This window comes from Flavonifractor sp. An112 (genome assembly GCF_002161085.1).
Lineage (GTDB): Bacteria > Bacillota > Clostridia > Oscillospirales > Oscillospiraceae > Flavonifractor > Flavonifractor avicola.
This window is the reverse complement of record NZ_NFLU01000001.1, coordinates 48,443-64,646: the sequence shown is the minus strand read 5'-3', so window position 1 is coordinate 64,646 and position 16,204 is coordinate 48,443. Positions and strand designations below refer to the sequence as shown.

Here is a 16,204-nt window from a genome sequence, read left to right as displayed (position 1 = left end):
TTTTGCACCTACCTACCGGAATGTTTCTCACAGCACAGGCTGTACGAATATAGTCCTCATTACTCCTCCAAGTTGGCTTGTGCCGAAGAAACCATCATTGCGTATTCATCTCTGATCTGCTTTGGTCCAAGAATCTGCACCTTTCCACCGAAACCAAAAATCCAACCATAAAAAGTAGGACTGGCAGATACTTCAATCTTTAAACGAAATGAAGTCATATCATATGCGAGTACAGTCACGTCTTCACCAAAGCGATCTATAATTACTTTCATAAGGGAATTATCGCACTTTAGGTCAACAAGAACAGACTTCCCGTCATACATTGAAAAAACTTCTTTTGTATATTTTGCTAAATCAAAATCGCTTGGAACAGGATCAGCAACTATATTTAATATTTTGGGTGTGGTCGCAATTCTATCAACTCGAAAAGAAACAATTTTGCTGTGTTTATTGGAAAAGCCTATAACATAATAAAAATCTCCGTTCCAAACGAGATGATAGGGACTAATACTGTATACTTCTCCATTATTTCTTAGCACTTTTTTCTTCAGACCTGTATACTCGTAATACTGAAAAGATATTTTTTGCGATCGATTAATTGCTTCGTTTATTGCATCTACAATGTAATAAATTTGCTCATTTTCGGGCTTGATACGATTCGTTACATACATATTCCGCTTAAGTGTCTGAGCTTTATACTCGCTGGTAAGTTCCTTGATTTTAGAAATGAGGACTTCACTTTTTTCTGCTGTAATAAACTTTGATGCCTCAATAGCATCGATTAGTAACTTGAGCTCAGGCTCCTCAAATTTTCGTTTTCCAACATAATACTTTGTTTGTGTAGATGTTATTATAATAATATCTACACCGTATGATTGAAGAATAGAAATGTCTTTCGGCACAGTAGTACGATGAACTGTTATTCCATATAGATCCTCAAGCTTTTGAATAATTTGACTTGTAGACAAGGGATGATCCTCATCAGAAAACCTATTGAGGATCTCCATCAGATATAATATTCTAATTTTTGCACTGTTCTCCATAGCATCCTCCTTACCGGCCACAGCATATGCTGTGGCCGGTAATTTTCGATCAACGAGTTAAAAGTAGTTTTTTAAATGTTTGTTTTTCACTTTCTGATAACTTGTCATACATTGTCAATAACCCTTCAATTCGACAGCTATGTAATTGTGATTCAACAAGTTCTCTTATCTTAATCAATCTCTCGACAATGGATGCTTGGAGGTATGTTGGATGAGATGCGGTTTTATCAAGCCAATTTTGACACTCTATGGCTGACATACCCTTATAACTACGTTCTGCTTCCTCAACATATCGCTTTACCCAAATAGTTTGTTTTTGAATTAAATCTGTCTGTAATGTGTTTGCTCCGTGTTTTATTGCATTCAAGCACCTATGCTGTATGTGATTTAACGAATCGATGTACTGATTCAAATTATCAAGATTATGTGGCAGTGTCTCAATTTGATGAATTGCATCATCTATGTCAGATTGCACTTTAAGGAGCATTTGTTCAGAATCTGAGCCAAGCTGCATTTGCATTAACATTGAAATTTTTAAGGTGCTCTGGCGAAGCTGTATAACAGTTTTGGCTGTAGAAGCATTATCAATTACAGTTACATATTCATTCAACAGTTCTTCTTTCTTATGGCGTAGCTCGTATTTTGCGTTCTTTATGCGTGTGTTGAGGGGGGCAATAATATCGTTTGGCAATTCATTAGTTTTAGTAAAAAATTCAACCCATCCATCCAATTTAGCTTCCATCTCTTCGCAATCTGCGAATTTGAAGAGATTCTTACTCTGAGTAAGATCTTTTTCACATTCTACAAAGGAACTTTCATATTTTTGCTTTGCTCGAAGAGACTCTTCAATTTCGATCAAACGCTTTTCTGTGGCATCTGCATAGTCACCATAATTATGCTCTCTTAGAATCTCTGCTGCACGTCTATACCTCTTTTGATTCTCAGAGAGCTCCTCAAGTTTAAAATCCAGAGCATTCAGCGTAGGAAGATAAAATTTAGTAAGCATCTGATCTATCACGGCTTGACATTTAAGCACATCATTTTTTTGTTTTTCAGTATAGACATACCCCAATCCTTCCTCGATAGGATCAGAAATCTCCGGTATCAAATCAAATATCTTGATAAGAGGTATAATTCTAAATTGTTTCTTCAGGATGTCGATATGTTTTTGAACTTTTACAAACTGGTCAGTAAAATTCTTTTCAAGCCGTATTCCCGCATCCAAATATGTAATAGCTTGGCCAATTTTGTACTGATTAGACTCCGTTTCGCCTTCTTGGGCCACAAGAATAGTAAGATTATTTTTTAAATTAGCACAATTAGAAACATCCGTATTACTCATTATTTTATCACATAATTCCGCTACAACGTCTATGTTTGCATTTGCATTCTTTTGTATAATAATCTTCTTGAATTCAGGAACCTTTAATTTCCCTTTATCTGTGCTCCAATGTTTTGGCATTAATCTTTCCATGCCATAATAATAGAAGTATCGATTTTCTTGGAATGCAATGAAATACGATACCAACAATGAGATAGAGTTTTCATTCATTCCATAGGGAGCCTGTACAAATTTATAAAATAGTTGATATACAGAATGACGTTCTCCGTCATCAAGTACGCTAACAACATCTGAAATAATCTCTACAATGACTGGATTGCCGGGCTCAACAAGCTGGCATCGATTATCATAAACTTTCCAGGCAAACGGCGCTGATACAGATAATACTGAATTTACACGATTTTTATCTTTTGATGCCAGTGCGTTGTACCCTTGTTGGTTCATCAAAAGTCGATTGTACAAGTAACAACATACTTGCGCAAGTGTAGTTTTCGCCTGAGTCTTCGATTTGTTCTCAAATCCATCAAAAACAAACGGAACTGCTTTTGTGTAGAGCATATCAAACTTTTTCGAGCATAATGCATTAATGCGCATGGAATACTTTTCCAGCCCGTTTATGCCAATCATATTTCTCTGTGAAACACAATTTGTGAATTTTCGACAAAGTTTAGTATTCTGTGTACGCAACTGATCGGAAATATGTTTGCGGAATCTTTCTTTATCCGTAGCAGAAAATTTCTGCAACGACTTTTTTATAGTCAAGGCTATAAGCATTTCCTTATCATGGTCATCCAAAAACAAAATAATAATTGGAAAATTCGCCAAATCAAGTTCCCGATAAAGCCGACTTAACCGGTTAATCTCTGAAGTAATATTTTCTGAACAATAGGCATAAATCAGTAAGCCTCTTGCTTTTTCACCATCGCAATTTTCAGTGATGTTCCGAATTGCATTTCGCAAATAATTTTCACTAATCTCACGACAGTCAAGCAGTTGTTTGTTAAACATCCATTCTGTTGATGAGATATGGTGTTCCTGTGCAAATGATGTTTCTACAGGAGTATCTAATGCCATGAGTTTTATCGCGGGCTCATCAATGTCATCAATAGATGTCTTTACTCCAATACGATATCTTGCAAAGATACGTTTGAATTCATTGAATCCATTGGCCTCTGCAATCAAGTCATATGTTTTTGCATGGTCATCAAATGCAACAACACCGTGCATTTCTTCAAGCGATTTCAGCGCATGCTGTACTTCATCTTCTTTGCAATTGGAACACAGTTGAATTGCTTTTAAAGCATCAACTTTATCGTAGAATGCCATCCTTCCTATATTGACAACAAGCACAGATTTTAGAACTATCTTTTCAAGTTCTGAAAGCTTATCACCAACCTTTACGAGGATGTCTCGATAAAGCATACAATATTGACTTGATACTAAACCCTTCTCTTCAGAGTTGAGCATTTCGCCAAAGATTCCCGAATCAACGATTTGATACGGATAAACATATGGCAAAAATGCACTATCTATTTCTGCTTCAGCTACTGCATCAAACATCTCTGACGCAAATGCCAGTGTTGATCGTTGCTGCATCCATTGATGCGAACTGGATAAGAGCCAAACAGTAATAGGATGTAGCGGATAACACCCGTTTAAGATAACATTTTTGTAGACTTCGTCAGTTATCCATACACTCTTTTTAGTCGATGTACGATCCCATCTTGTAAGGGCATGTTTGATCTTTAGGTGATAGTTTTCATACCTACCTACCGATCCGCCGACCACTCTGTTAAACTCCGGGTTTGATTTTTTCAAAACATTAGCAAGTATCGTTTCAAAGTTTGAAGATAAAAAAAGATTTTCGCTTGCTGTCCGATATCGAGCAATATAGCGAGTGATATTCGATGTTTTTTCAATTCTTGCAAGATACGCTTCTAACTCACTTTGAATAAATCCAACGAATACAATATTTCCATTTGCCGACTGAACTGCTTCAAATATCTGCTGAAGCGCTGCTTCACCTGCAATTGCTGGATTTGCAGCAGTGTATTCAATGTATCGTCCAAACTCGTCGAATAACAAGAGCACCTTATTGAATGGCTTTCCATCTCCACACAATTCCTTTTGAAGAGTTAACAAAACATCTCCCGCAGATAATCCACGGTCCCATGCAATGCTGTCTCCGTTCACTTCTTTATAAACATTATTGATTGTGGTAAGTACTTGGCTATCATTTTCCACTCGGGATACAAAATAGTCCTTCAGTGCTTGTCCACTGATGTTTATGCCGACCTTAAGAGCCCATTCTTCAAATTGGTTTTGATATATAGAAAAAGTCCGATTGACAAAATGGCGAGCAACGTCATAAGATTTTGTTAATTTTTTTAACAGTTCATCGCTAATCCCGTTTTGTGAAAGTGATAGCCTTGCACAACGCAAAATTTCAGCGTCCAGGTTAAAGTTGTTCATTCCATTAAGAACGATAACAAGGTTTTTCTTCACATTGTTCTGTCTGATATAAGTACCAATCTCTTCATCGGCAGATGCTATATTGGATACTATAGATTCTGCGAGTGCACCTGTACTGGAAAATAAAGTTCCAAGACACACTGCAAGATGTGATTTACCGGTACCGTATCCTGCAATAGTCATCACAAAACTGTTCCCAGGGGTAGGGGAGTAGAGTTTGTGCGCAATGGTTTGAGCAAAGGAGGCAGTATCCATCAGGCGATGTTCTCCTGCCTTAACATCTGAAGCAGATACACCATAGTATTTAGGTCCATGGAAAACATAACTTTCCGCAACGGTTTTTGCTTTTTGTGCATCGTAAAACCATTCGGTTTGAACAGCACCGTTGAAGAACGTTTCCTTACTAAAGCTGACTAAATCTTTAACCTTCATACTGCCTCCTCTATCTCACAACAAACGGCTATACAACAAGGGAATTACACTTTCCACATTAGCGGTTCGAATAATTGTTGCTGGATATAACTGTCGGTTTACTGTGAGTAAGCCTTCGTCACTTAGCGAGTCGATAACATAATTGCATTCATCCTCATTGAAACCAAATATTTTTCCAAAACCAATACCGTCTTTCAGATCAAAGTCGGTAATTTCTCGTTTGCCTGGATATAAGCGATCCCAACTGTCAAGCAGTGCAAAAGAATATACATATGTTAAATCCATCTTTTCAGTCTGCTCAATGAAGGAGATTAAACTACCCCATTCAATAAGTCCTAAACGAGAAAAAATCCCGTCTGTATAGCTGCCTCTAACAACAGAAAATACTTTCTTGTTCAAACTTGATACAGCAATTCCACACCAATTATTGGCCAAATTAAATAATCGATCCTGGCTAAGAGATTCTCCAATGCCTGGGTGTGCTTCCTGTATTAAATACGACCATTGTGGAGCACCGAAATTTTTTCTTGTCATACAATAGTGGCAAATCCAGAGCGTGAGGTCTTCGTGCAGGTACGGATCCTGCACGAAGACTTCTTCGCCCAAAGGCGTTAGTGATAAGGCGTAAATACCTTTGTCACATGAGAAGTTAATTAACCCCATAAAACTAGCATACTTAATGTGCGGTTCCACTTTTCCTTTTTGTTCACCGGTAGGGATTCCACTAATATCGCTGATTTCATACTTTGTGCCAGAATACTTTTCTGATGCTAGTTTGAGTATTTTTGAGATATAAGGTATTTCTGGCTTAAAGGTCTCGTGAAACTCCAAGGAAGATTTGTTAGTCATGGTTTAATCTCTCCTGAAAACTTGTAACCTTCACAATTTTGGGTTCGTACTTAGCCCATTTACCGTTTCTAACCATATTCCCACAGGTAACACATTCACCCTTCTTCAGAGTTTTAAGTTTTGGCGCCCATTCTTTTGCTCCCTGAGCATCGATGTCAATGTTCTTGGCAACTGTCATTACACCGTCATCAGGAGGGCAGAAATAGAGTTTTTGTCCTGCTTGCTGAAGTCTCTGGATTTCATCATCTGAAAGCTGCGGCTTCATAAACTGCGTTGCATACCATGCAGAGATACCAAACTTTCGGCCCTCTGTTAGGAACTTAGCACTTGGAGATTCAGCATCATGACTAAGATTCTGTGCCTCATCAAGCACAATTACAAAAGGATGTTCCTCATTTCCGTTTTGTACACAGTAATTCCAAATATCCCACAACAATAATTCTGTCAAAAGCAACTGTGTGGGGCGGTCAAAACCATCAAGCTGCATAATATAGACCATTCCGTTACTATCTCGAATCGATCCCCAGGTAAACGTTTCATCCTCCGCAAAAGGCTCCAAATCAAGGAATGGCTGAATTTTACTCAAAACAGTCTCAGCTTGCTTTGCGCTTACATCATTCAACTCGTCCTCAAGATAAGAAAAAGACATTGCTTCCCCATGATGCTGGAGACCATTTTTGATTGCCTTGTAGAGAGCACTTTTCTGCTGCCCGCCGAATCCGTATACTGTAGTAAATACATTTGCAATTCTTGTTGCAATAGAAACATCCTTTTCAAGACCTTCTGATCCGCCAACCTTTACGATTTGACGAGCAAACGGATTAACAGGAATCTTATCAAGATAAACAACCCGTTGCTGTACTTTTTCACCAAGTTCCTGAATAAACAATGGATCCAGTTTATCCGGAGTGAAACCACTCGTATAGTCAAATACGACTCCGGATACGCCAGCACGAACCATTTCCATAAGCAGTGTCTGGATACAATAGGTTTTACCACAGCCAGAATTACCGTTAATAAGAAGATGGCGGTTGTTGAGGCTTTTATTGCCAAACTCCCAATAGTATTTTTCTTTGGTTCTTAAATCCTCGCCGATAAGGAATCTTACATCAGACAGCAAGGGCTTTGACGACTGAGCCGATGTATCCTCTGCGATAATGGGTTCCTCTTCAGTTGTGGTATTGTCATTGAAATCGCATACCTCGTTGTCATCAATGCGATTGTCCGATTCAGTGCTTTTGAGATTTTCCCTATATACTACAATTGCAGTCTCAAAAGACCGATCGTTGAGAAGAGATTCAGCAACTTCTGAAAAGTTATACCCTACTTCAGTTAAATGGAAAGAGCCCTTCTCACTGTTCGCTAAAAGTCCCTGTTTTCTGAAAAATGTTATAGTTGCATCGAGAACAGTTTCCCATTTGCGGTGTCCGTTGTCATAGGTGAGCCTTTGGTCATCCAGCGAAATACCAAAAGTAGAAGAAAACCATTGTAACGATTCGTGCCTCGTATGGTCTTTCCTGTCACTCAGATAATTTAAGAAAGGAAGATATACTTTCGCTGTACTCGGAATGGTTTCCCCTGTAGCAACTATTACGGTTTGGGACGTTATCTCATCGTTGATATCTAATTCCTCTTCATCCGACTCCATATCTACTTCGGGATAAATAATCTCATTGTGAGTAAAAATGGAGGTACGCTCTTCAGGTGGAAGGAGCATTTTCTGAATATACATCTGGCCACAATTATGGCAAAACATTTCATTCAAAGTAATTCCAGCCATAGATAGTTCATCAGAAAGTGGTGATTCGATTTCCCATTCTTCAGGCGTCTCCGAATGGGAATCCAGCCAAAATGCGAAAATATCTCCACTCCATTCGATCTGGTATTTACCGCTTAGGATGCCATAGATTTTATTTCGGATGGTCTCGTACTGATCAGAAGTATTCTCCAGATTGAGTGGAGAGAAAATAATTGCGCGGTATAATTGATTCAACCAATATCGGTGCATGATACTTTGGTTATTAGGGTTCCAATTTGCGCTCATTGTACGGAGACCCTTTTCCAACTGGGTTTGTGCCTTTACTATGTGATTATCGTTTTGGAATCCCATCTTACATTCAATGATCTTAATGTGAATGTTCAGATTTTGTGCAGGGTCAAGATTATGCGCGGTTTTGGGAATTTCAATAAGCATAAAATCGGGACGCTTATTGTCCTTACTAAGTTCATCATCTTCGGCAAACCAGTGTTTATAAGAATCTAGACTTATAAGTGCTCTGACAGCATAATTATCATTGGCTTCTGTAAGGCCAAGCATCTGCATGGTGAGAATATACGCAAGGAAACTATGAATCTCGTAGTCATAGGGATTCAGCGCTTTGAGAATACGGCTACCGTCCATATACTTTGACAACTCTTCTACACAGTATTCTGCCGCCTTTTCCAGACGATCTTCATCCCAATTTGAAAACTTCTCTTTTATGCGCTTCTGAAGCATATGCTTAATATCAACAAGAATATCCTTTCTTGCAGAAACGGTTACATTCAGTTCGCCATAGTTTCCCTCACCAGTAGTGAAACCAATAATCCTACTTTTTGAGTTTTCGAGCATTTTCCGGTCAATTGCCGGGTCAACACACACAACCCATTTGCACGCATTGTGAGAAAGCTCAATAATGTGATTTTGAATATCCGTAAGTTCAAGTGTTCTGAAGGTGCGATATATACCTTCCTGGCTATAAGGATTCGTAACAATAAAGTTTGCTTGCGTCTGCTCCTTGGCTGCAAGGAATTGGAACTGCGAAATACTTACTTTTCGAGACATTCCATGTGTTGCAGATATCGTATCTGGCGTGAAGGTCATAGGGAATTTAGCTTGTTCCTTATCAATGATTTCGTCGCCAGTTCTGTCAAACCAAATATCCGCAGCTTTGAGAATATCGTAATTGAAACACAGATCACAATCTTGCAACACCTTTTCAAGTGCTTCTGTATCAGATTTGTCCGTAATTGTAATATTGCGCAAAAATGTGTTTACGGTTACACTGCGCTCATCGTCGAAATAACTATCCAGCCATCTTTTGAGATAAGTTGCAGAATTTTTCTTGCTATTTAAGCAAACGATTCTAAGGTTTATCGTTGCTGATGTGTCATTACTTTCTAACTGCTTTGCAATAGAGTGGATAGCCGCAACAATATGTTGCATATTAGATGGGGCAATGAATGCAACATTAAGACCGTCTACTCTTGCAGGGAAGGTTCGAATATAGTCCATCACATTGCGCACAACAATTCCAGAAATTGGTGTTGCATGAAGCATTGCAGATGCATCCTCATCATCTGTTACAATGTTGCTGCTGAAGGCATTTCCGGAAATCAGATCGCTGGATGTATCCGAACCAAAATAGACACCAAAATACTCCCACATGCTCTTACATGTGAGATTCTTAGAAGAACGCTTAATTACAAAATCTGCACCCTGAGTGATGGAGGACAACTGAACAAGGTTTGCGAGTTTACCAATAACTTTCTCATGCCGAGTATTGCTTTCTATTTTTGACGTTGCAAGTTCAGCAAAACCATCGCGAAGAAACAGCTGCTGTGCGTCAATCTTTTCAAGCATAACGGGATGATATGCAGGGAACAAGACTTCACCCATATCACATTTTTCAATCACATCTGAATTAGATGCAATTGTAAAACTATTAAGCAATAGAATGATTTTTTCCTTTTGGACATCAGTGAAGTTGCTATAGTTTGAATGGATATACTGCATTAAATCAGTATATGTTTTTACAAGTATGCGCAAGGAATCCAGCGCCGAGTACATTCCATGGTCTGTAAGTGTGATAGCAAAATTCTTAAAATCACTACACAGCTTGTCAAAGATTGCTTCGGCCTTATCGCCAGAGAAATACTTGTGAACCGCTCTGACATGTTCTTGCTGCCGCACTTCATCATCTATTTGATTCAGTTGCGCATAAAACTCGTCTTCGCTTTCACACCGCAAATAATCCTGAATGTTCTTACAGTGGACCAATGTTGGCAGAGTATAAATATCGCCCTGTCGGAACAAAACATCTCCAAGATAAGAAAAAGCGTTTAACCAGGGAGCATACGGAGAAAATGCCCACTTAAATTCGTAACTGTGAGCCTTATCGTCATTTGATGCCTTTACAGTAAAATGAATTTTGCAAGGGTCTCCCCATTTTCCGGTGCTACGAACCCTATCAATCACATACTTGTGATTAGTGAAATCAAAGGGATCCATATCATTTTCATATGAGAAGGTCACCTGGCTTCCTTCATTTACTAAATTGCAACTGTCAAAAAAAGCTAAGATACCCCCAAGGAAATTGCATACATTTCTAAATGTTTCTTCTTTTTGCTCATCAATGCAGTCAGACAGCGAAATTCTATCTACCCGAACACAGAAATGTGTAGGATATGAACTGTAGGTATTATGAAATAGATTTGCAATATCCAAAAAAATTCGAGAATACGCATCCATTGGAGCTCCGGTTACTACTGGAGCTTTTTCAGAAGTTTTTGCTGGCAATTTTGTTCCAATTATTTGTTCAATAATTGCATAATCAACAGCAAGTAACTTTGTACGGTTTGTCTTCAAATCCATTCCGCACATAAAATTAATAACGCAATCCTCAAAGTCGTTGTAATCGGGAAAAAGTGCTGTATCTGTTGGGAAAGGCGCGGTATAATCAATATCCTTGTCGAGTGCATACTTTTCAAACTTCTCTTTAATTTTTTTCAAAGCAGACGCTGAAGGTATGTCATCCGCTCTCTCAATAAACTTAATAGCACTTGTAATTATTTTTGCAGAAGTAAGGTTTCCTTTGCTAAGGTTACTCGCCTTTGGAACATATTTTGTAGAAACTATACTTGGTACGCCCCAGACTACATTAAGCGTTTCACAAATATAGCCGATCAGCTCCTGGCACGATGCAAAGCGCATGTTATGCAAGCTATCAATAAATTCGCTGAGCTTAAAAATGTTAATATTAATGCAGCTAAAAAGAGCGCGGTATAGCGTGTGAATCGCCTTACGAGATTCATCATTATCGAACGAGTTTTCAGCAAGAATGTCTGCAAACCAATCACTATAATTTGCGTTCAGCAGTGCAATGATTTCTCGAGGGGAAATAACAAAGGTTGTATCTTTCAAACTACCTGCATCGTCAGGTGCTGCCTCCGTGCCCATCAATAGGATAAGAGAAGTCTGATTTTCTGGCATGTTGGGAGATTCATTTCTCCATTTTGTAATTGCCTGCTCGAAATCCACATAACTATTTTGAGCGTAGATGGCCGGATGATTTTCATCGTAAACCATGTTTGTGCCCTTGTGGAGGTACATAAGCGCCTGCATCCAGTTTGCATTTTCAGCAGCTAAAAATTGATTATATTTTTCAAGTGTAAGCTTTGCCACAAAGTTAGAGACTTTGGCACTTACTCGAAGGGTATCACATACTGATTTATAAATAATTGGATTATCAAAGCTTTCCAAACGAACCATATTTATTTCGTTTGTTTTGATCTGATGGAGGATCTGATTTGTTATTACTGTAATCAACTGTCTCATTTAGCTGAATCCTCCTTTTCATAAGGATTTTCTACGATAGCTGTAGCATCAGATAAATCGCGTAAGAAGCCACAGTCTTTTAGTTTTTGCCCAAAAGCATCAAGGTTAGCTTTAAGGAATGAATAATCCCCCACATCCGCAACAGAACCTATTGTTATTTCGGCTTTATATTGTTCAGGCCCTATAACCATACCGAAATGGATATATAGTTGATGAACAAATTCATCTAATGTAATCATCTGCTTCGGTGGAATAATAGATAAAACCAAGAACTTAATGATGTCTTCCGACAAAGAGAATCGCATTCCTTTGCCGGTATTGGGAATAATGACTCCTATCATTTTGCCGAGTTTCCGGAACAGTCGGTAGGAATCGTTTGCAGCATCCTTTATAATAGCCTGGTCATCCTTTTTATCGTCCAAGAGATCTCGATATTCCTCAAGCCCATGGTACAGATAAGTGCTGATAACTTCCTCATTATGCTTGAATGCAGCGATAGCCCGTTTCTTTGCCTCGATGTTTTCGTGACCAGCGCAGTTGACATCAATCACCCAGCAGTTACTTTCGTTATCAGTGGCTGCAGCAAGGTACATCATTCTCATTATTTGTAAAATAATTCCATTTGCTAGGGTCTCCATTTTTTCAAATGGGTGGGACTTGCTGTTCAAGAAATTCTGGAGTTCGCTAAGTGTCTGCTCATTTCTTTTGGCAAACGAGGTAGGGATAATGCCAAGTCTTTTTTCAACTGTTTTTACCTCTTTGCTAGCCACATAGTATTCTTCCCAATTCCCTTGCACAAAATTACAAAGATAAGAGAATTGAGGAAAACTTGTGATCATTTCGTTTAAGCGTAATTCAATTACCGTTTTGTATTCAGGGTGCTCTGCAATAGCATTGAGAAGATGCAAGTAGTACACTTCTCCGCCACGGCACATATAGGTATATTTGTGATAATCAAATTTTTCGTCGACCTCTGGATCATTCACATTAAACTGCAGTTTCTGACGCCAACTTTTGATTCCCATTCCTTCGGGTAAAATTACTTCGGGACAAATTGGCAATACATTCTGATCAAACCATGACCGGCTTTGGTTGACTGCACTAAATCCAGTAAGCAAATTTTGAATAATAGTAATGCTATTTTTCTTTTTCGTAGCATTACCACCGGTTATTTGAGATTCGAGAACTTTTACGCATTCTTTGTAAGCGTCTTTGTCTACCTCAGCTTTACCATCAAGTTTGCTCTTAGGTAGGAAAATAAAGCGTTTCAAACCAATTCTTAACTTTGGTAGGTATCGAAACTGTCCATCTGCAGCCTGCGAAATGGGAAACATTTCTGTTGTGGTGAAGGTAGGAGCCTCTAATGGTTTGTTTGCTCCTCGCTTTTCAGCAATTGCAACCTGTAGAAATTCAATAAGATACTCGTACTTTGTCTGACTGGGCTGGATGCGATGTCCAAAGAGAATGCTTTGAAGAGGATATTCCTTTTTGCCAATTTTAACATCCGGATACATTTTCACACCCAATCCCTCCTTACTGAATGCTCAATTTTTTGTTTTCAAAGGCAAACCTCTCGATCTCTTGCCCCTTTGCTGTATTAATAATTACTGTCAATTCGCAATCTTCTTCTGTTTCTGGAGGTTCTTCACCAAATTGCTCAAGCAAAAGTGCATCAAGCTGGGCTATTCCGTGGGTAAGCGCTGGATTGTTATTTGAAGAAATTGCACCATCAATCAGATTATTAAAATATGTAATCATCGGAAGCGAAAGCTTAAATTTCTTGTCTCCAAGTTTCAAGTACAGATCAAACTTATTATCTACATCTTCAAATTGATTTGTTGACCGTTCTTGAATTACTTTTAGATCGCTTTTACCGACTTCTCCCAGGACAATCATAACATTTTGGAATACATCACCTTCTCGACGTAGGGTAAGTGGCAAATTAGTTTTACTCTCAGGTAAGTAACCTGTATTTTTAATATAAAGGGCTTCAAAAACAATTCCTTGCATGTTCCTAAGCGTGAGATTAGATTGTTTGCTTGAAATTAGTTTTCTATAATCGGCATAAGACTTGCCGAAAATTTGATTCATTACATGATCTACATCGTCATCTGATTCGCACAGACTGAAAAGAAGGTAAAATCGCCTAACAGCTCCACGAAGCCTGAGCTCTTCTTCGTGTTTCTTTTCATCAAGGAGTTGCTCTTCGTCAGTGATTTGATAGTGCTTTCGATATCTTTGCGTAAGAGCAGTTAACTCTTTTTGGATTTTAGGCATAAAACAGGAATAGTCATTGCGAACAAACAATGAATAATCTATATCAAGTGATATTCTATCCAATTCAAGGTTTTGAATCTGTTCAACACCTTTAATTTGAGCCGCATCCTTTGCTCTTTTGGAGCCGTTATACCCAAAGAACAGATTTGCAAAGTTATAGATAAAGAAAGGTTCTTTCAAGTGTCTACTTTCGATATAGTCACAAGTGAGGTTGCCAGTCAACGCATAACTAATTTGCCCTACCATCTGCCGAATCGTCATTCGCTTGTCATTTTCGTAAAGAAAACGATAATAATTTTCTATAAATTGAGCTACACGGTCAAATTGGGCGGTAATAAGTTCATAGTTGTTTTTGATTGGGCAATGATCAGCACACGAGCATATTGTGCAGGGAACCCACAGTTGAGGAGCAAGTATCTTCTTAAGAATGCGGACTGCAAAAGGTACATTATCTACCCGAGCAATATTTACAAGAACAAACTCATATCCCTCGATCTTGAGACTTTGGTCCTCGTTAATATCTAATTGAGTCAGAAGTTTCGACTGTAATTCCATACGGTCGCCATCAGAGAACTGCTGACCACTGGTTTCCTTTTTTTCCCGTATTAAGGCCTCAAACGCTTTCAATAACGGTCCAGTGTTACTAATTAACAGGCTGGTCATTCCTCTTTCAGGTGCTGTTACTGTCGCTTTGAGCGCTTCTACTTGCTTTTCTGCAGCAATTTCGCTCATATCTTTGTAGTACAGAAAATCATCATATTCTTTTTGTACACACAAACCTTCACATTCCTGTAACCGACCAAGACTTTTCAAAACTTGGACCAAAATACTGGTTTTTCCGTCACCTGCATGACCGGTAAGAATGAACGCCTTGTGATTCCCAGATTTCACACAATCAGTAATATAGATACCCAGTTTCCGGTCAACCTTCACAGCGTCATAATAGCTACTCTTGACTTGTGTTTCGGCGAGGGAGCCGGTGGAATTGCCGCCAACATTGTTTGTCGAGTTCAAATAATTTATAAAGTCATTCATATTTGATCCCCCATAATATCTGTTACAGCGGCTATAAGGGCGTCGATATCAGCCTCTGTGTTAAAGTATCCTACACTTACCCTTACAGTACCGTGAGTATTAAGTGTGCCTATCAACTCATGAATATAAGGGGCACAGTGAAAACCAGCACGTACCGCAATGTCAAAATCCTCGTTCAGGATTGACCCCACCTCATTGGGCTCATACCCGGGGATGTTGAACGAAACAACGCTGGTATGTTTTGCATCGCCAGATGGTAAATACACTGTTGCTCCTGCCTCAAGCAATCCACATTTCAACTTTTGGGTAAGACTGTTTTTCTTTTCTTCGATGCAATTGATGCCCACCTTGTTTAGCCATTTTAGTGACTCATTCAAACTTGCAATAGCAATAATATTAGGGCTGCCTAATTCAAATCCGTTTGGATAAGTGTTGGACATTTTGAGATTTAATGAATCCGATCCCGTTCCTCCTGCAAGGACAGGGTGAATCTTATAGTTTGTATTTGCAATAAAACCACCAATTCCCCAAGATGAATATAAGTTTTTATGCCCGGCAAAAATGAGAAAATCAATATCTGTTTCTTTTAAATTGAGCGGAAGGATACCAATAGATTGAGAACCATCGACAATAACCACAGATGAGTATTCTTTCGCTTTTTCTGCGATAGTTCTAATTGGTATAATCGCCCCCGTTACATTGCTAACATGATTTATAAAAACATAATCGGGAGGATTCAGAGCAAAAGTCTGCTCAAGAGCGACCATATCAATAGACTGTGTTTGAGAATCAAAAGGCAATAATCGAACTTTTACTCCGTACCGCTCACTTATCGTATTCAAAGGGCGTGCAATGGCATTGTGTTCAAAAGGGGTTATATAGACATTTTTGTACGAATCCCATTCCAGACCGTAAATTATTTCGTTTGCTGCAATAGTAGCAGATGGGGTGAAGACAACACATTCCGGACTCACTGCTCCCACAAACGTTGCCATAAGTACCCTGGTTTCATCTACGATGTGCATTGCTTCAGAGGCGACACTATACCCACCACGTCCGACATTGACGGCAATAGTGCGTTGAATAGTATTTACTTTGTCATACACACATTCTGGCTTTGGAAATGTGGTAGCAGCGTTGTCCAGATAAATCATATTG

7 protein-coding genes are annotated in these 16,204 nt (G+C 38.8%); all 7 read right to left on the bottom strand.

The features are described 5' to 3' along the window. Positions 1-59: 59 nt before the first annotated feature. Genes B5E56_RS00320 through B5E56_RS00290 form a run of 7 tightly spaced genes read right to left on the bottom strand, consistent with a single transcriptional unit; the run spans position 60 to position 16,200 of the window. The gene (locus B5E56_RS00320; protein WP_087387667.1) at positions 60-1,043 is read right to left on the bottom strand and encodes a helix-turn-helix transcriptional regulator; all 984 of its coding nucleotides are present in this window, start codon (positions 1,041-1,043) and stop codon (positions 60-62) included. A gap of 49 nt (positions 1,044-1,092) precedes the next feature. Then, a complete protein-coding gene (locus B5E56_RS00315) occupies positions 1,093-5,289 on the bottom strand; it encodes a hypothetical protein (RefSeq protein WP_143383094.1) in 4,197 nt (1,398 codons plus the stop codon). Positions 5,290-5,304: 15 nt separating this feature from the next. Beyond that, positions 5,305-6,138, bottom strand: coding sequence for a DUF4007 family protein (locus tag B5E56_RS00310; protein ID WP_087387661.1), 834 nt, complete (start codon positions 6,136-6,138; stop codon positions 5,305-5,307). Beyond that, positions 6,131-11,734: a helicase HerA domain-containing protein gene (locus B5E56_RS00305; protein ID WP_087387658.1), complete on the bottom strand. Its 5,604-nt coding sequence runs from the start codon at positions 11,732-11,734 to the stop codon at positions 6,131-6,133. The genes B5E56_RS00310 and B5E56_RS00305 overlap by 8 nt, the downstream gene beginning before the upstream one ends. After that, the gene (locus tag B5E56_RS00300) at positions 11,731-13,254 is read right to left on the bottom strand and encodes a hypothetical protein (RefSeq protein ID WP_087387655.1); all 1,524 of its coding nucleotides are present in this window, start codon (positions 13,252-13,254) and stop codon (positions 11,731-11,733) included. Before B5E56_RS00300 ends, B5E56_RS00305 begins: the two co-directional genes overlap by 4 nt. Positions 13,255-13,267: 13 nt before the next feature. Beyond that, on the bottom strand, positions 13,268-15,046 hold the full coding sequence (locus tag B5E56_RS00295) for a hypothetical protein (protein ID WP_087387652.1): 1,779 nt from the start codon (positions 15,044-15,046) through the stop codon (positions 13,268-13,270). Continuing rightward, entirely contained in the window at positions 15,043-16,200 is a 1,158-nt protein-coding gene (locus tag B5E56_RS00290; RefSeq protein WP_087387649.1) for an aminotransferase class V-fold PLP-dependent enzyme, read from the bottom strand. The genes B5E56_RS00295 and B5E56_RS00290 overlap by 4 nt, the downstream gene beginning before the upstream one ends. Positions 16,201-16,204 lie beyond the last annotated feature (4 nt).